Source organism: Acidimicrobiales bacterium (genome assembly GCA_022452035.1).
GTDB lineage: Bacteria > Actinomycetota > Acidimicrobiia > Acidimicrobiales > MedAcidi-G1 > UBA9410.
On sequence record JAKURV010000006.1, the window covers coordinates 14,154 to 30,430 of the forward strand.

14 protein-coding genes are annotated in these 16,277 nt (G+C 64.3%); 12 read left to right on the forward strand and 2 right to left on the reverse strand.

What is annotated here, in order from left to right; translation table 11 throughout:
* Positions 1 to 66 precede the first annotated feature (66 nt).
* From MK181_03465 to MK181_03520, 12 genes are all read left to right on the forward strand, one after another.
* Positions 67 to 1,266 carry an aromatic ring-hydroxylating dioxygenase subunit alpha gene (locus tag MK181_03465; GenBank protein MCH2418853.1) on the forward strand — a complete coding sequence of 400 codons (1,200 nt, stop codon included), beginning with the start codon at positions 67 to 69 and terminating at the stop codon, positions 1,264 to 1,266.
* A complete protein-coding gene (locus tag MK181_03470) occupies positions 1,263 to 3,536 on the forward strand; it encodes an arylsulfatase (GenBank protein MCH2418854.1) in 2,274 nt (757 codons plus the stop codon). The genes MK181_03465 and MK181_03470 overlap by 4 nt, the downstream gene beginning before the upstream one ends.
* 53 nt (positions 3,537 to 3,589) lie before the next feature.
* Positions 3,590 to 4,501, forward strand: coding sequence for a haloalkane dehalogenase (locus MK181_03475; GenBank protein ID MCH2418855.1), 912 nt, complete (start codon positions 3,590 to 3,592; stop codon positions 4,499 to 4,501).
* Positions 4,502 to 4,577: 76 nt separating this feature from the next.
* On the forward strand, positions 4,578 to 5,453 hold the full coding sequence (locus MK181_03480) for a hypothetical protein (protein MCH2418856.1): 876 nt from the start codon (positions 4,578 to 4,580) through the stop codon (positions 5,451 to 5,453).
* A 14-nt stretch (positions 5,454 to 5,467) separates the two neighbouring features.
* Entirely contained in the window at positions 5,468 to 6,262 is a 795-nt protein-coding gene (locus MK181_03485) for a PhzF family phenazine biosynthesis protein (GenBank protein MCH2418857.1), read from the forward strand.
* Between the two features lie 145 nt (positions 6,263 to 6,407).
* Positions 6,408 to 6,866, forward strand: coding sequence for a hypothetical protein (locus MK181_03490; GenBank protein MCH2418858.1), 459 nt, complete (start codon positions 6,408 to 6,410; stop codon positions 6,864 to 6,866).
* A 6-nt stretch (positions 6,867 to 6,872) separates the two neighbouring features.
* A complete protein-coding gene (locus tag MK181_03495) occupies positions 6,873 to 7,526 on the forward strand; it encodes a pyridoxamine 5'-phosphate oxidase family protein (protein ID MCH2418859.1) in 654 nt (217 codons plus the stop codon).
* Positions 7,527 to 7,530: 4 nt separating this feature from the next.
* On the forward strand, positions 7,531 to 9,021 hold the full coding sequence (gene glpK, locus MK181_03500) for a glycerol kinase GlpK (GenBank protein MCH2418860.1): 1,491 nt from the start codon (positions 7,531 to 7,533) through the stop codon (positions 9,019 to 9,021).
* 123 nt (positions 9,022 to 9,144) lie between these two features.
* A complete protein-coding gene (locus MK181_03505; protein MCH2418861.1) occupies positions 9,145 to 10,125 on the forward strand; it encodes a sterol desaturase family protein in 981 nt (326 codons plus the stop codon).
* A gap of 50 nt (positions 10,126 to 10,175) precedes the next feature.
* The gene (locus tag MK181_03510) at positions 10,176 to 12,476 is read left to right on the forward strand and encodes an arylsulfatase (protein MCH2418862.1); all 2,301 of its coding nucleotides are present in this window, start codon (positions 10,176 to 10,178) and stop codon (positions 12,474 to 12,476) included.
* A 7-nt stretch (positions 12,477 to 12,483) separates the two neighbouring features.
* On the forward strand, positions 12,484 to 13,827 hold the full coding sequence (locus MK181_03515; protein ID MCH2418863.1) for a M20/M25/M40 family metallo-hydrolase: 1,344 nt from the start codon (positions 12,484 to 12,486) through the stop codon (positions 13,825 to 13,827).
* On the forward strand, positions 13,824 to 14,633 hold the full coding sequence (locus MK181_03520; GenBank protein MCH2418864.1) for a thioesterase family protein: 810 nt from the start codon (positions 13,824 to 13,826) through the stop codon (positions 14,631 to 14,633). Before MK181_03515 ends, MK181_03520 begins: the two co-directional genes overlap by 4 nt.
* A gap of 40 nt (positions 14,634 to 14,673) precedes the next feature.
* Here the strand turns inward: MK181_03520 and MK181_03525 are convergent, their stop codons facing one another.
* Both MK181_03525 and MK181_03530 read right to left on the reverse strand, forming a co-directional pair.
* Positions 14,674 to 15,414 (reverse strand): crotonase/enoyl-CoA hydratase family protein, encoded by a 741-nt coding sequence (locus tag MK181_03525; protein MCH2418865.1) that lies wholly within the window; start codon positions 15,412 to 15,414, stop codon positions 14,674 to 14,676.
* Positions 15,415 to 15,449: 35 nt separating this feature from the next.
* Positions 15,450 to 16,229, reverse strand: coding sequence for an SDR family NAD(P)-dependent oxidoreductase (locus MK181_03530; protein MCH2418866.1), 780 nt, complete (start codon positions 16,227 to 16,229; stop codon positions 15,450 to 15,452).
* Positions 16,230 to 16,277 lie beyond the last annotated feature (48 nt).

Here is a 16,277-nt window from a genome sequence, read left to right on the forward strand (position 1 = left end):
ACCCGCCAGACGAGAAGGACACTCGGGAACAGCGGACCAGCCGCAACGTACATCCCAGGGGGAGTCGTGGAACGGGCCGAGCAGGTTGCCCAGATCAAGTTACTGATGTCCCGTCTCGACGCAGGGATGACCGTCGACGCTGGAGGATTCCGTCGCAACCCGACGACCGTGTACGCGGATCCGGACCTAGCCGAACGAGAATGGCAGACGTTTTTCCGCGGGCACCCCCACCTTGTCGGCTTGACCGGCGACCTACCCGAGCCCGGCTCGTTCCTCACCTGTGAGTACCTACCAACGCCGGTCCTGGCCACCCGAGACGACGACGGCCGCTTTCGGGCGTTCGTGAACGCCTGCCGCCACCGGGGTGTCGTGGTCGAGGAACGGGACCGGGGCGAAGCCCGCCGTTTCACCTGCCCGTTCCACCATTGGACGTACGACACCGAGGGAACCCTGGTGGGTCTACCCAACCCCGAACACTTCGGGAACCCGGACCCCTCGTGCCTTGGCCTCATCGAGTTGCCGGCGGTTGAAGATGCCGGCCTCCTGTGGGTTCATCCCGACCCGGATGGCGCCATCGACCTCGACGAGCAGCTGGGTCACGATCTACGGGCCGAGCTGGCCTCGTGGCACCTCGACGAACTCTCCTATCTGGGCTGGGATGACTACGACGTGGCCTGCAACTGGAAGTTGGCCATGGACACGTTTGGTGAGACGTACCACTTCCCGGCGTTGCACTCGCAGACCCTCAACCTGGGCTTCCATGGCAACGTCCAGTGCTACGACACCCACGGTCGGAACCACCGGATGTTGTTGTGCAAGCGTGACATCGACGGCCTACGCGACCTCCCCGAGGACGACTGGGAGATCACCACGGCGGCCTTGCCGGTCTACTGGCTATTTCCGAACGTTCAACTCATGCCATTTGCCGAAGGCCTGCATCTGGTGCGGGCCTACCCGGATCCGCGCGACCCAGGTAGGCACGTCAGCCGCATCACCTGGTACCTACGACCGGAGCCAGCGGCCGACACCGAGACCCGGAAGGCCCTAGAGATGATCTCGCAGCGATTCGGGGAGATCATCCGCGACGAGGACTATGTGGTGAGCGCCAGCCAGCAGCGCACCACCTCAGCTGGCGTACTTGACCACGTGGTCTTCGGACGCAACGAACCGGCGTTACACCACTACCACGAGACCTACCGGCGGATGCTTGGGATGGACCCGCTGCCACTGCTCGACGAGTTGGGTTTTGTCTCCGAGATTTCATGAGGAGAACCGAACGTTTCGAGGGGCGCATCGGTCGAACCATTGCCGAGTCCGAGCCATGGTTCGATGAGCCGCCACACCCCGGAGAAGATGCCCCGGACGTCGTCGTGGTGCTACTTGATGACACCGGGTTCGCCCAACTGGGCTGCTACGGATCCGACATCGCCACGCCGCATATCGATGCTTTGGCAGGAGCCGGTCTGCGGTACACGAACTTCCATGTCACGCCACTGTGCTCGCCGACCCGGGCCTCACTGCTCACTGGGCGGAACCCCCATGCCGTGGGGATGCGGGCGGTCTCCAATTTCCAGACAGGCTTTCCCAACCAGAAGGCCCATATCTCCAACCACGCCGCGACCATGGCAGAGGTCCTGGGCGATGCCGGCTACGCCACCTTCTGTGTCGGGAAGTGGCACTTGGCGCCAATGGAGGAGTGTTCGGCGGCAGGACCATTCGACCAGTGGCCCTTGGCTCGCGGTTTTGACCGCTTCTACGGCTTCCTAGAAGGCGAGACCGACCAGTTCCACCCGGAGTTGGTGTGCGACAACCACTGGATCGATTCGCCTGCTCGACCCAAGGGCGACTACCACCTGTCCGAGGATCTGGTCGACCAGGCCCTCCTAATGATCGGCGACTCCGTCGGTGTGCGCCCAGACCGCCCGTTTTTCACCTACGTGGCCTTCGGAGCCACCCACGCCCCACACCAAGCCCCGACCGGTTATCTCGACCGCTATCGAGGACGCTTCGACGACGGGTGGGATGAAGCACGTCGACGGTGGTTTGCCCGACAGATCGAGATGGGCCTCCTCCCAGAGGGAACCCTGTTGTCGCCTCGCAATCCGGGGGTCGACGCGTGGGAGGACCTGACAGAGAACGGCCGGCGTCTAGCGGCTCGCCTCCAGGAGGCGTTTGCCGCGTTCCTAGAGCACACCGACGCACAAGTCGGCCGACTCGTTGAAGGCCTTCGACGACTAGGACGCCTCGACAACACCATCCTGCTGGTCCTGACTGATAACGGAGCTTCCCAAGAGGGAGGACCCCACGGGATCCTCCATGAGATGAAGTACTTCAACGGCATCCTGGAGGACCCAGACGACGCTGTGGAACGGCTGGACGACATCGGAGGTCCGCGGAGCCACAGCAACTACCCGTGGGGGTGGGCCCAAGCCGGCAATACGCCGTTTCGCTGGTATAAGCAGAACACCCACGAGGGTGGCGTGCACGTCCCCCTCGTCGTGCACTGGCCCGCTGGCATCACTGACACCAACCAGGGCGGACTCCGCGACCAGTTCGCCTTCGTGGCCGACGTAGCCCCGACCATCTACGACCTGGTGGGCGCGACGGTCCCGGAAGTGCACCGTGGGATCGACCAGCTCCCGGTTACAGGGCGGTCATTCGCAGGGACCATCAGCGATCCGGCAGCGCCGGCCGTCAACGACTGTCAGGTTTTCGAGAATGCGGGGAGCAGGGCACTAGTGGCCGATGGCTGGAAGGCCGTGGTCCGAAATCCACCAGAGAGCCCCGTCGACCCCGACGACACCTCGGCCTGGGAGCTATACGACCTGAACGCCGACCCGTCGGAATGCCAGAACCTGGCAGAAGACCAGCCTGATCGTCTAGCCGACATGGTGGCCCGGTGGTGGCACGAGGCCGCCTCCGGTGGAGTTCTCCCAGTGGACCACCGGATGGCTTCACTATTCGGTCCGCGCTTTCGCGACCAATCTCCTCACCCAACAAACCGACGGTACGTATACCGACCACCCATGTCGCCGCTCCCGGGCCAGGCCTCGGCCCCGATCGGAGGACGAAGCTTTGACCTGGAGGCCAGACTCGTGGCGGACGCCACTGATGAGGGAGTCATCTACGCCACCGGAACGGAAAACGCCGGGATCTCCTTGTTCGTCCAAAACGGCAAACTGGTTCTCGACTACAACGCCTTCGGCGATCACGTCCTCTTGGAGTCCGATCTCGAAGTGCCCGTCGGGGAAGTTCTCCTCGGGGCGCGACTACGTCGGCTAGACGAAAGAGCAGGGTCAGCGACCGTAGTGGTGGACGGCGTCGACGCCGGCCAGACCGACCTACCGTTGTACATGCGGATGATCTCATCGATTGGCCCCAGCATCGGCTTCGACCACGGGTCGGCCGTCTCGGACCGCTACCGGGCGCCGTACGCCTTCACTGGCACCCTCCACGAAGTAGTGATCCAGATCAGCCCCGACCGCTTCGGCGATGTACGAGACGTCACAGCCCGGGCCGAGATGAACCGGCAGTGACCGATCGTTAAACGCAAAAATAGACAATCGAAACCGCGACGAGGAGCCGCACCATGGACGTGATCCGTACACCGGACGACCGGTTCGATGACATGCCCGACTTCAGCTTCGCACCCCACTACGCCGAGGTGGACGACGGCGACGGCGGGACACTCCGAATGCATTACCTCGACGAGGGACCACCGGACTCGCCACCCGTACTTCTGATCCATGGCGAGCCGTCATGGTGCTTCCTGTACCGAAAGATGATCCCCGTGCTTGTAGAAGCGGGGCACAGGGTTGTGGCACCGGACCTGGTGGGTTTCGGACGCAGCGACAAACCGACCGAGCAGACGGACTACACGTACGCCCGGCATGTGGCTTGGACCTCGACCCTGATCTTCGACCACCTCGACCTGAGAGAAGCGACCTTCTTCGGTCAGGACTGGGGCGGCCTAATCGGCCTGCGGCTAGTCGCGGCACAGCCGGACCGGTTTGCACGCGTGGTAATCGGGAACACCGGCTTACCCACCGGACACGGACCGGCTAGCGACGCCTTCCTTAAGTGGCAGCATTTCTCCCAGACCACCCCCGTCTTCCCTGTCGGAACACTGGTGAAACGGGCGTGCGTGAATCCCCTGACCGACGACGTGGTCGCCGCCTACGACGCCCCGTTCCCGGACGATTCGTTCAAGGCCGGAGCGCGGATATTTCCGGCGTTGGTGCCGACGAGTCCAGAGGACCCAGAGTCGTCAGCGAACCAGCAGGCCTGGCGGAGCCTCGAACTGTATGACCGCCCGTTTCTTTGCGCTTTCAGTGATTCGGATCCGGTAACCGCCGGGGGCGACGCCCCGTTCCTGGCAAAGGTGCCGGGCGCCCAAGGCCGCGAGCACCCCACAATGGTTGGGGGCGGCCACTTTCTCCAAGAAGACCTCGGTCCCGAACTAGCAGCCAAGATCCGGGACTTCATCACCGATACAGCCTGATCCAGAACCGAGACGGTGGGGCGGAAACCCTCGGGGAGAAGCAGATGGAACGGAACCGAAAGAGAGACCAGTCGAGATGAGCGGCGAACGGCTCGGATACGGCACCGTAGATACTGACTACGGAATGCGCCTCGCTACAACACCTCGTAGCGAAGACGGGCCGATCTGGATGGTCAACCTCATGGCCTACCGGAAGGTTGCCGACTACGGCGTCGGTAACGCTTCGGGAATAGATCCAGAGAACGGTGGCACGGTGTCCGGCCGGGAAGCCGACGACCGCTACGCCCCACTAGACGTCCTGGCCGACATCGGTGCTGACGTGGTGTTCATAGGCGACGTTGAGGACCAACTCTTAGGCGACGAACCACGATGGGACCGGGTGGGCGTCGTCCGCTACCCGACCCGGCGGTCGTTTATCGAGATGCAGCAACGGGAGGACTTCCAGAAAAAGCATGTCCACAAAGAGGCCGGAATGGCCGAGACAATCGTGGCCGGGTGCCTCCCGCTAGAAATACCGCCATTGCTTGGCGACAGGGATCCAGTGGACTGGGCAGACGTGCCCCACCCGCCGTCCGACGCAGACGGTTCGGTCATGGTGGTCCACGTGCTGCGCTTCAGCGATGGCGTTGGAACCCAATCGCCGACCGACATGGAGACCTATACCAACCATGCTGCCCAGGTCGCGGTCCCAAATGGTGTCCGCCTCGCGGGATGGTTCGCCGTCGAGGGCACGATCATCGGCGATGGACGGACCTGGGACCAGGTCCGTTTCAACGCCTTTCCGAGCCGGGCCGCGTTCCGGGCCGTGGTTATGGATCCCGACCGTCTGTCTGCCCAACGAGAACATCGGGAGGCGGCCATCGCCGATACATACACACTCGTCGTACGACCAACGATTGATCGAATCGCCGAGTCGCTTCGAGACGAGGCAGTCACCCGCCCAGCTTCCTGAGAGGACCAACCTTCGTGTCTCAGAGCTTCCATCAGGTCGATGCCTTCACCGACCAGCCGTTTCAGGGGAACCCGGCAGCCGTGCTCGTGCTCGACGAACCGGCAGATCCGGCCTGGATGCAGTCGGTAGCTCTGGAAATGAATCTGTCGGAGACGGCGTTTTGTCACCCGTCGTCCCGAGCCGGCGAGGAATGGGACCTTCGCTGGTTCACGCCGAAAGCCGAAGTAGACCTATGCGGCCACGCCACGCTGGCCACCGCCCACGTCCTGGTTGAGGAGCACGGAGTAGACGGTGAGATCGGTTTCCACACGAGGTCCGGCCGGCTGACGGCCACGTCCGTGGCCAGAGGGATACGCCTCGACTTCCCGGTGGACGCAGTCAACGTCCTATCGGTGTCAGCGAATATGTCTGAGGCCCTCGGCCTTCCAGTAGTTGACGCGGGAATGGGCGCTACCGACCTCGTTCTGGAGGTCGGCACAGCGGCCGACGTTCGCGGCTGTGACCCTGACCTGCGCCTGATAGCCGGCCTAGCGGACCGTGGGGTGGTGGTCACCGCCCAGTGCGACGACCGTGACGACATCGACATCGTCTCACGGGTCTTCGCTCCGAACGTCGGGATCCCCGAAGACCCGGTGACCGGATCGGCCCACACCACACTGGCGGCCTGGTGGGCGCCCCGTCTCGGTCCGGAGCTTCGTGCCGAACAGGCGTCAGTCCGTGGTGGCGAACTGGACGTCCGTCTGGTTGGCGAACGCGTACACCTCACCGGCTGTGCCGTGACGGTGGCCCGTGGGATGCTCCTCACATGAGGAAACGGACCCGTCCGACGGAAATGCCGGAGAGGGGAGTGGGCGACCGTCAGCGAGTCAATGCAATGACCGAGCGGAACGGTTTGCGGACTAGTCGACTTCTGTGTCGGCACGACTGAGGACGACAGAGCAAGGATCTGGACTGGTGGACGTCGACGAGATCTCGGTTGCCTACACGCCGGAGGGCTATTGGGAAAAGATGCCGGCTCCGATCCTCGCTGGATGTACAACCCCGCTGCACCCGGACGCTCCAGACCTACGAGGCACCTGGCATGCGGTACGAGCCGAGGTCGACGGCGTGCCGGCACCTCCCGATTCGCCATTCATCGAACACGTGGAACGCGTCGAACAGGCAGGGGACCGGGTGGTGGTCTGCAGCAGCGGGATCGTGCACGACATGCGAGCTGACGGAACCCTCGAAAACGGCGTGCACGATGTAAATCCGAGGGGCATGAAGATCCACGTCGTGGCGACATTTGAAGATGGTCGTCTGGTGCTCCGTCCCGAAGGCCTTCCCATCGAGGTCATCCGATACCTAGAAGGCGATCAAATGGTCTGGCACTACGGACCGACGGTCACCGTGTGGATGGAGCGGGTCGGATGAGCGAACGTGGGTGACCGGACGACCCTGAGGCGCAAGCCTGACCGGTCCATCGACGACCGCCAGGCCATCCATGCTCTGATCGACGAGGCCGTCTACTGCCATGTGGGCATCGTGGCCGGCGGCGCGACAGACGCCCACCCAGTGGTCATACCCATGCTGCACGCCCGGCAAGGCGAGCGGCTCCTACTTCACGGGTCACCAGCCAGCCGACTGCTGCGGACAGCGCGCGACGGTGTGGATCTCTGCGCAACCATCACCCTCTCCGACGCCCTGGTCCTAGCCCGGTCCGGCTTTCACCATTCGATGAACTACCGGTCAGTTGTGGTCCTCGGGCGAGCCACCGAGGTCATAGACCATGACGAAAAGGTAGAAGCCCTGGACCGGTTCGTGGAACACGCCGTGCCGGGTCGAACGGCCCGGATCCGACCGGCCACCACCCAGGAGGTAAAGGGAACCCTCGTGCTCAGCGTTCCACTGGACGACTGTTCCATGAAGGTACGGAGCGGGCCCCCGATCGACGATGAAACAGACATGGACTCCGACACTTGGGCCGGACTCATCCCGCTGTACCAGGGTGTAGGGATCGCCATCCCTGACGAGGCCACCGGGGACGCCACGGTTCCCGGACACGTGGCCTTCTGGTCCCGGGGAAGACGGTAGACCCATGGCCCTCGTAGGGGCATTGGACCAGGGCACCACTAGTACCCGTTTTTTGGTATTTGACGACAGCGGCGCAGTGGTGTCGGTCGCCCAGCGGTCACACCGACAGCACTTCCCTCAACCGGGGTGGGTAGAGCACTGCGCTGAAGAGATCCGGGACAACGCGTGGGCTGTTGTAACCGAGGCGTTGACCGGAGCGGGTCTAGACCCCGGGGACCTCGCTGCCGTAGGGATCACCAACCAGCGTGAGACAGCCGTGCTGTGGGAACGATCTACCGGTCGTCCGGTCCACCACGCCGTCGTCTGGCAGGACACCCGGACGGCCGAGTTGGTGGAAAACCTCGCAGGCGACGGGGGATCAGACCGCTTCCGGGAAGTCACCGGCCTTCCCCTCGCCACCTACTTCACCGGCCCGAAGGTGGCATGGCTCCTAGACCACGTCGACGGACTACGGAACCGGGCGGAGGCCGGAGACCTGTGCGCGGGAACCATCGATTCTTGGCTGACCTGGAACCTGACAGGCGGCCCCGACGGAGGCCGGCACGTTACCGACGTGACCAACGCGTCGCGGACGCTCCTCATGAACATCGCCCGGCTGGCGTGGGACCCGGCAATGTTGGAGACATTGGACATCCCCGCAGGGTTGCTTCCCGAAATCGTGCCCTCCGTCGGGCGGGTGGGGACAGGAACCGGTGCATTGGACGGCGTGCCCGTATCAGGAATCCTTGGCGACCAACAGGCTGCCCTGTTCGGGCAGGGTTGCCATGGGGCCGGCGAGGCCAAGAACACCTACGGGACCGGGTGCTTCCTGCTCTTGCACACCGGCCAGGAAATGGTGCCGTCCCGCCACGGCCTACTCACCACCGTGGCGTGCCAAAAGGCAGGAGAGGCGCCCACCTATGCACTAGAGGGATCGGTAGCAATGGCCGGAGCGACAGTGCAGTGGCTACGTGACGAGATCGGATTGATCGCCGACTCGGCTGATGTGGAGGCGTTGGCCCGGACAGTCGAAGACAACGGCGACGTCTACTTGGTCCCCGCCTTCTCCGGGCTCTTCGCCCCCCACTGGCGAGCAGACGCCAGGGGTGCCGTAGTGGGCATAACCCGTTACACCAACAGGGGGCACTTGGCCCGGGCGGCCCTGGAATCCACGGCCTTCCAGACTGCCGAGGTACTGGAGGCCATGCGGGCCGACAGCGGCGTAGAGCTATCCGAGTTGCGAGTCGACGGAGGCATGGTCGTCAATGACCTCCTCATGCAGTTCCAAGCGGACATCTTGGACGTGCCGGTGGTCCGACCGATGGTGGAGGAGACCACGGCGCTCGGAGCGGCCTACGCGGCGGGCCTAGCCGAAGACGTCTGGCCCGGGCCGGCTGACATCCGGGCGAACTGGAGGGAAGGGGGCCGCTGGACCCCGTCAATGGCCGCCGATGATCGGGCCCGCCTGATCGCCCGCTGGAAGCAGGCCGTACAGCGGACCCTCGACTGGGTCTGAAATTCGCCGCTGCCCCCGATCTCAGCTGATCGACCGCTCCAGCCCTAACATCCGCGCCGTGTCCGCCAGTTTGAAACGGTCCGGCTCACTCCGGTCATCGGCGCTGAGGTTCGGGGCCTGGACGTGACCGGCGGGATTGACAAGGCCAACACCGACTACGAGCCATCAGTCCCGATCACACCCCCACCGATCTACGCCTGGCCACCGAGACCACTGGCCGCAGTCAGGTGGTTTGTTGGGCGCCTCCTGTACCCGTGGGTGGGGACCTACCTGATTCTCTCCCTCATAATCTGGAAGTGGCTACTGCCCCCCGAGGAGCAGATGGCCACCCTGCAGGCAAACTGGATTCTCCAAATCTGGGCACGCAACCTTGCCGTCCTTACCCTGGTGGTCGGCGGCCTTCATTGGACGCTGTACGCCCGTCGCCGCCAGGGTGACTCCTACAAATTCAACCGACGATGGCCGGTAAAGGGTCGCAAGTATCTGTTCGGCGACCAGGTGAAGGACAACGCCTTCTGGACTCTGACCAGTGGCGGATTCTTTCTAACGGCCTACGAGGCACTCACCCACTGGGCCTACGCCAGCGGCCTAGTAGACCGACCAGACTGGGTCTCCAACCCGGCCTACATATTCGTGATGGCCACTCTGGGCGTGGTCCTGTGGTCCACAATCCACTTCTGGGTCAACCACCGGCTTCTCCACTGGGAGCCGCTGTACCGGGCGGCCCACCACCTTCACCATCGCAACATCAACCCTGGACCGTGGAGCGGTATTTCCATGCACCCTGTGGAACACCTGATCTACTTCTCGCTCTTCCTGCTCTGGTGGGTAGTACCAGTCCATCCAGTGGTGATCCTGATGTGCGGTTTCTACCAAGGACCCGGTCCGGCGCCGTCTCACTCCGGCTTCGAGCGGGTGAAGATCATCGGCCGGTGGGAAATCCCAGCCGGGGACTACTTCCACCAACTGCACCACCGGTACTTTGAGGTGAACTACGGCAACACGCAGGCGCCAATCGACAGGGCCGCCGGGACCTGGCACGACGGGACCCTCGAGGCGCATGAGCGTCTCAAAGGCCGCCGTCGGGCCGACCAGATCGCCTGAACGCCGTCCCCGGTTGGGGCCGGGGCCGCAGCCTGCGCCACGCTGAAGGCATGGATCACCCGACCACTGATGGCCCAATCATCGGACGCACCACCAGCGAGTCCACACCCTGGTGGCCCGAGCCGGTCCTGCCGGCCACCGGCACGCCCAACGTGATCGTCGTCCTGCTGGACGACACCGGTTTCGCCCACCTGGGTTGTTACGGAGGATCGGTCGACACCCCCAACTATGACCGCCTAGCCGCCCGGGGCCTTCGCTACACAAACTTTCACACCACGGCACTCTGCTCGCCGACTCGCGCCTGTCTCCTAACGGGTCGCAACCACCACTCGGTGGGCATGCGGGCCCTGTCCAACTTCGATACTGGCTTCCCCAATATGCGCGGTCGGATCGCCCGATCGGCGGGCACGCTGGCTGAGATTCTCCGCGAGGACGGTTTCGCTACGTGGGCCATCGGCAAATGGCACCTCACCCCAATGCGAGAAGCCTCTGCTGTCGGCCCGTTCGGAGACTGGCCGCTCCAGCGGGGATTCGACCGGTACTACGGATTCATGCAGGGCGAGACCGACCAGTTCCACCCGGAGCTCTACGAGGACAACCGCCTAGTCGACGTCCCCCGAACCCCCGCGGAGGGTTACCACGTCACAGAAGACCTGGTCGACCACGCAATCGACCTGGTCCGGACCCAACACACAATGGTTCCGGAACGTCCGTTTTTTTTGTACCTGGCCTTTGGCGCTACCCACGCCCCTCACCAGGCACCGGACACCTACCTCGAGAAGTGGCGGGGCCGCTTCGACGAGGGGTGGGACGTAGTCCGTCAACAGGTTTACGAACGGCAACTGGACATGGGAGTGGTCCCACCCGGGACGGAGCTCGCCCCCCGCAACCCAGGGGTGGAGGCATGGGAGGACCTCTCGGCAGACGAACGTAACGTGGCCTGCCGGCTCCAGGAGGCCTTCGCCGCCATGCTGGACCACACCGATGCTCAACTAGGGCGACTGCTGGACTCGCTGGACGAGTTGGGCATTGCCGACGACACCATGATTGTGGCCCTCAGCGACAACGGGGCGTCCCAAGAGGGTCGAGCACACGGGGTTCTGGACACGTTCCGGCACTTCAACGGAATCGATCAACCCCTCGACGAGGCGATGGACCGGCTGGACGCCATCGGAACCCGGACGTCTAACACCAACTACCCGTGGGGGTGGGCCCAGGTGGGCAACACCCCCGGCAAGCGCTACAAGCAGAACACTCACGGAGGCGGCGTTCGCGACCCTCTGATCGTCTCGTGGCCCAACGGCATCGACCAGGAAGCCTCGGGGGGAATCCGTACCCAGTTTCACCATGTGATCGACATGGCTCCGACGATCCTCGAGCTGGTCGGTTCAACATTGCCCGACGAGATTGGAGGCGTGGCCCAGCAGCCAATCGAGGGGACCAGCCTGGCCTACACCTTCGACATAAAAGCCGAGGATGCCGGCGCCGTCCCCACACGGAAGAAGACCCAGTACTTCGAGATGCAGGGACACCGGGCACTCTGGTACGACGGATGGAAGGCCGTGGCCTACCACCGATACGGCACCTCCTTAGACGACGACGTCTGGGAGCTATACCACCTCGACGAGGACTTCTCGGAGTGCCGCGACTTGGCCGATGCCCAACCCGAACGACTGGCTGGGATGGTGGACCGGTTCTGGGAGGAGGCTGAACGCTACGACGTGCTTCCCATCATGGATGACGCCGGAAACCTTGCCGGGACGGGAAGGCTGTTCGCCGGCCACTCCACACCCGGAACACCAAGAAACCGAGACAAATTCACCTACCTCCCACCCACGCCGCGCGTTCCTCCGGACGCGGGCCCCGCCCTCGGCTCGCGGAACTGGACAATGCGCTTCGATGTGGAGCGGCCCGACGGCGAAGACGTCGGAGTTCTCCTTGCCGTCGGAACAGTGAACAATGGGCTAGTGGCCTACGTCGACCGGCAGGGACACCTCGTCTACGACCACAACGCGTACGGCAACCACACGGTGCTTCGATCCCCGTCACCGGTTCCAACCGGCCGTTCCGTCCTAGAGGTCCACCAGGACCGCGTGCGACAAGGTCCCGGACGGGCTCGCCTGTTGGTCGATGGGACACTGGTCGGCGAGGAGAGCATCCCCGAGATACCCACCATGATCTCGCCCGTGGGGCTTGACGTGGGCCGAAACCCGACTGGGGTCAGCCCTGACTACGAGCCACCCTTCGCGTTCCGGGGCCGGATTCACCGCGTGGACATTGCTACCCGACGGGCCTTCCGGAAGGAAGATGAGGCGGCAATCGAGTTGGCGGCCGCCGAGCGGATGCAGTGAGAACCTGATGGCGACGGCGACCGAACGGACAGCGGAGACCGTTGAGCTTCTGCAGGCCCTGATCCGCAACGAATGTGTGAACGACGGCACCCCCGAGTCGGGCCAGGAGGTTCGCAACGCCGACCTGCTCGCCACCTACCTGGAGGGCACCGGCCTAGACCTTCAGTGCTACGAACCCACCCCGGGCCGGACCTCGCTGGTGGCCCGCATCGAGGGGTCGGACCCTGCTGCCCCTTCCCTGTGCCTTATGGGCCACACCGACGTGGTTCCAGTGAACCCAGATGGTTGGAGCCGTGACCCGTTCGGCGGAGAGGTGGTAGACGGCGAGGTCTGGGGTCGGGGTGCCGTCGACATGTTGAACCTGACTGCCTCCCAGGCCGTGGCCTTTCGTAGCCTGGCTGACAGCGGCTTTCGACCCACCGGCGATCTGATTTTCTTCGCGGTGGCCGACGAAGAGTCAGGTAGCGCCCACGGGGCCCGTTGGATGGCCGACCACGAGGCCGACGCCATCCGAGCTGACTACGTCCTCACCGAGAACGGTGGCCTCCACTCGGGTAGCGCTGAGGCTCCGGCCATCTCGGTCAACGTGGCCGAGAAGGGGGCGGCCTGGCGGCGCCTGACTGTTCGGGGAACTCCAGGCCATGGCTCGGCGCCCTACCGGACCGACAACGCGCTAGTGAAGGCGGCCGCCGTAGTGCAGCGCCTCGCCGACTACCGACCACCGGCCCGCTTCCATGAACTATGGAGGGGCCAGGTGGACGCCATGGCCCTGGACGAAGAACTCCGAGAGCAACTCCTTGACACGGACCGAATCGACGAGTTCCTGGCTGCCCTGCCCGACCCGGGAATGGCGGGACACTTGCACGCGTGTACCCACACGACCTTCTCGCCCAACGTGGCTGACGGTCTGGGCAAGACCAACGTGATACCTGACCGGGTAACTATCGATGTGGATATCCGCACCATGCCCGGCGACCACACCGAGGAGGTCCGCGGCCACCTCCGCGAGGCACTCGGAGACTTAGCCGACCACGTTGAGTTAGAGGTCCTCCAAGACGACGCCGCCTCATCTAGCCGCATCGAAACTCCCCTGTGGGACGCTCTGGAGCGGGCCGTGGCACGGCCGTTCCCCACGGCCCGAATCAACCCCCAGTTCATTGTGGGATTCACGGACGCTCGGGTCTACCGGGAGATGGGGGCTGTGGCCTACGGGGCGGGCCTCCTCAGCCCTCGGATCAGTGGCGGGGAATTCGCCCAGAGATTCCACGGAAACGACGAGCGGATCGACATCGAGTCGCTGGGTTTGACCACCGGGTTGTATCACGACGTCTGCATGGACCTACTTGGATGAGTAGCCAGTTCGACCGGGAGACCGAGGTGGAGCCTGTCGGCGAGGGACGATTCGCCGCCCAGGTCAGCGGGTCGTGGAACATCGGCGATAACCCAAACGGCGGCTATCTGACGGCCATCGCCCTTCAGGCCCTGCGCCAAATAGGCCCTCACCAGGACCCGGTCTCGGTCACCACCCATTTTCTTCGTCCCGGTTCTGGAGGACAGCCTGGCGAGGTGGTCATCGAGCTACTCCGCTCCGGACGATCGGTAACCACGGGGAGGGCCACGCTCTCTCAGGACGGACGGCCCCGGATCGAAGTGGTGGCAGCCCTAGGCGACCTGTCCGACACGTCGGGCCACGACCATGAGATCACCCTTCCTCCACCGAGCATGCCGCCCCTGGACGAGTGCGTTGAACGCGACGGATTGGAGCAGGGCGTACGCCTTTTCATCTCCAGCCGAGTTGACCTCCGAGTGCATCCCGCGATGTCGACCGCTGGGGGCTCGAACAAGGCCGAGGTGGTTGGTTGGATCCGTTTCGCCGACGAACGTCCCCCCGATGCCCTGGGCGCCGTACTGTTCTCCGACGCCTTCGCCCCGTCGATCTTCTCGCGGCTCGGACGGGTGGGCTGGGTTCCCACCATCGAGCTGACCGTCCACGTGAGACGCCGCCCCAGTCCTGGATGGATGATGGGCCGGTTCACCACCGAGGACCTGCACGACGGCCGGATGATCGAAGATGGGTGCATCTGGGACGCCAACGGGTCTCTAGTGGCCCGCTCCCGACAACTGGCCATGCTCCTCCCGGGAACCGCTGCCAGTTGAGCCGAGGGCCGGCAGCGGCCTGACAGGCAGTCGGCACCGTTTAGGTCCCGGTCCACTCCGGGGGACGTTTCTCGGCGAAAGCCCGGGGGCCCTCCTTGGCGTCGCCGGACTTCCAGACGGTCGCCATGTGGGGTCGCTGGATCTTCCACAGCTCCTCTTCGGTGGCGCCCTGGGTTGCCCGGATGAGCTGCTTGGAGGCGGCTACGGCCAGCGGAGCATTCTGGGCGATCCGCTCGGCCAGAACGAGGGCCGCACTGAGCGCCTCACCGGGCTCAGTCAGCCGGGACACCAGACCGTGGTCGGCAGCTTCCTCGGCGGTGATCGGATCTCCGGTAATGGCCATCTCCATGGCCGTGCCGTAGCCGACACGACCGGGCAGCCGGAACAGGCCAGCTCCTGCGGCAAACAGGCCCACCCCAACCTCCGGTATGCCTAACTTGGCCCCACGGGCAGCTACCAGCAGGTCGCACGACAGGGCCAGTTCCAGCCCTCCAGCAAGGGCGAACCCCTCAATCGCCCCGACAAGTGGCTTAGCTGCGCCATTTTGCACGAACTCCAACATCGGCCCGATGTCCTCACCCCGCGAGAACGCCTTGAGGTCCATGCCGGAGCAGAAGCCCTTTCCGGCACCGGTTACGACACCGGCCGTGAGCCCAGAATCACTGTCGAGCTCCTGCACGGCGGACCGCAGGCCCTCGGACAGGGCCCCGTTGATGGCGTTCATGGCTTCGGGTCGATTCAGCGTGATGACCAGAACTCGACCTCGGCGCTCAGTGAGCACCGCCGACTCCCCATTGCCGCCCATCTCAGGTCGGCTTACTTGGGGGGCATCCGGATGCCCCCGTCGACCCGGATGACCTCACCGTTCATGTACGGGTTGGTTAGTAAGTCCATGACCATAAAGGCCAGTTCCTCGGAGGAACCCAGCCTCTTTGGGAACAGCACCGACTGGCCCAGGTGAGCCTTAAAGGCTTCGCTCTGTTCGCCCTCGCCATAGATGGGGGTGTCGATGAGGCCAGGAGCGATGGTGTTGACCCGTACACCGACAGCCGACAGGTCCCGGGCGACGGGAAGCGTCATGCCCACGATGCCGCCCTTGGAGGCCGAGTAGGCGGCCTGTCCAATCTGGCCGTCGAAGGCCGCAGCAGAAGCCATATTCACTACCGCACCTCGTTGTCCGTCTTCATCCAGCGGCTCAGTCGCCGCCATGGCACCGGCGGCACGACTGAGCACGTTGAACGAGCCAATCAGGTTGACCCGGACCACGAACTCGAACCGAGCTAGGTCCATCGGCTCGTTGTCGCGGGAGATAGTCCGCGCCGCATATCCGAGACCCGCCGAGTTGACGAGCGCCCTGAGCGGGCCCATCTCAGAAGCAGCGGCCACCGCAGCGTCGGCATCGTCGGTGCTGGTGACATCGCAACGAACAAATAGGCCTCCCAACTCGGAGGCCACGGCCTGGCCACGCTCCTCGTTGAGGTCGGCAACGACGACCCGGCTTCCAGCGGCTGCTAGTTGACGGGCACTGGCCTCGCCGATACCGGACGCTCCGCCGGTGACGACAGAGGAACTGCCGTCCAAGTCAACTCGGGGCACGCTGATCTCCTCTCGTGTTATTGCTGGTGTGCAGCTGAACCCGTGACG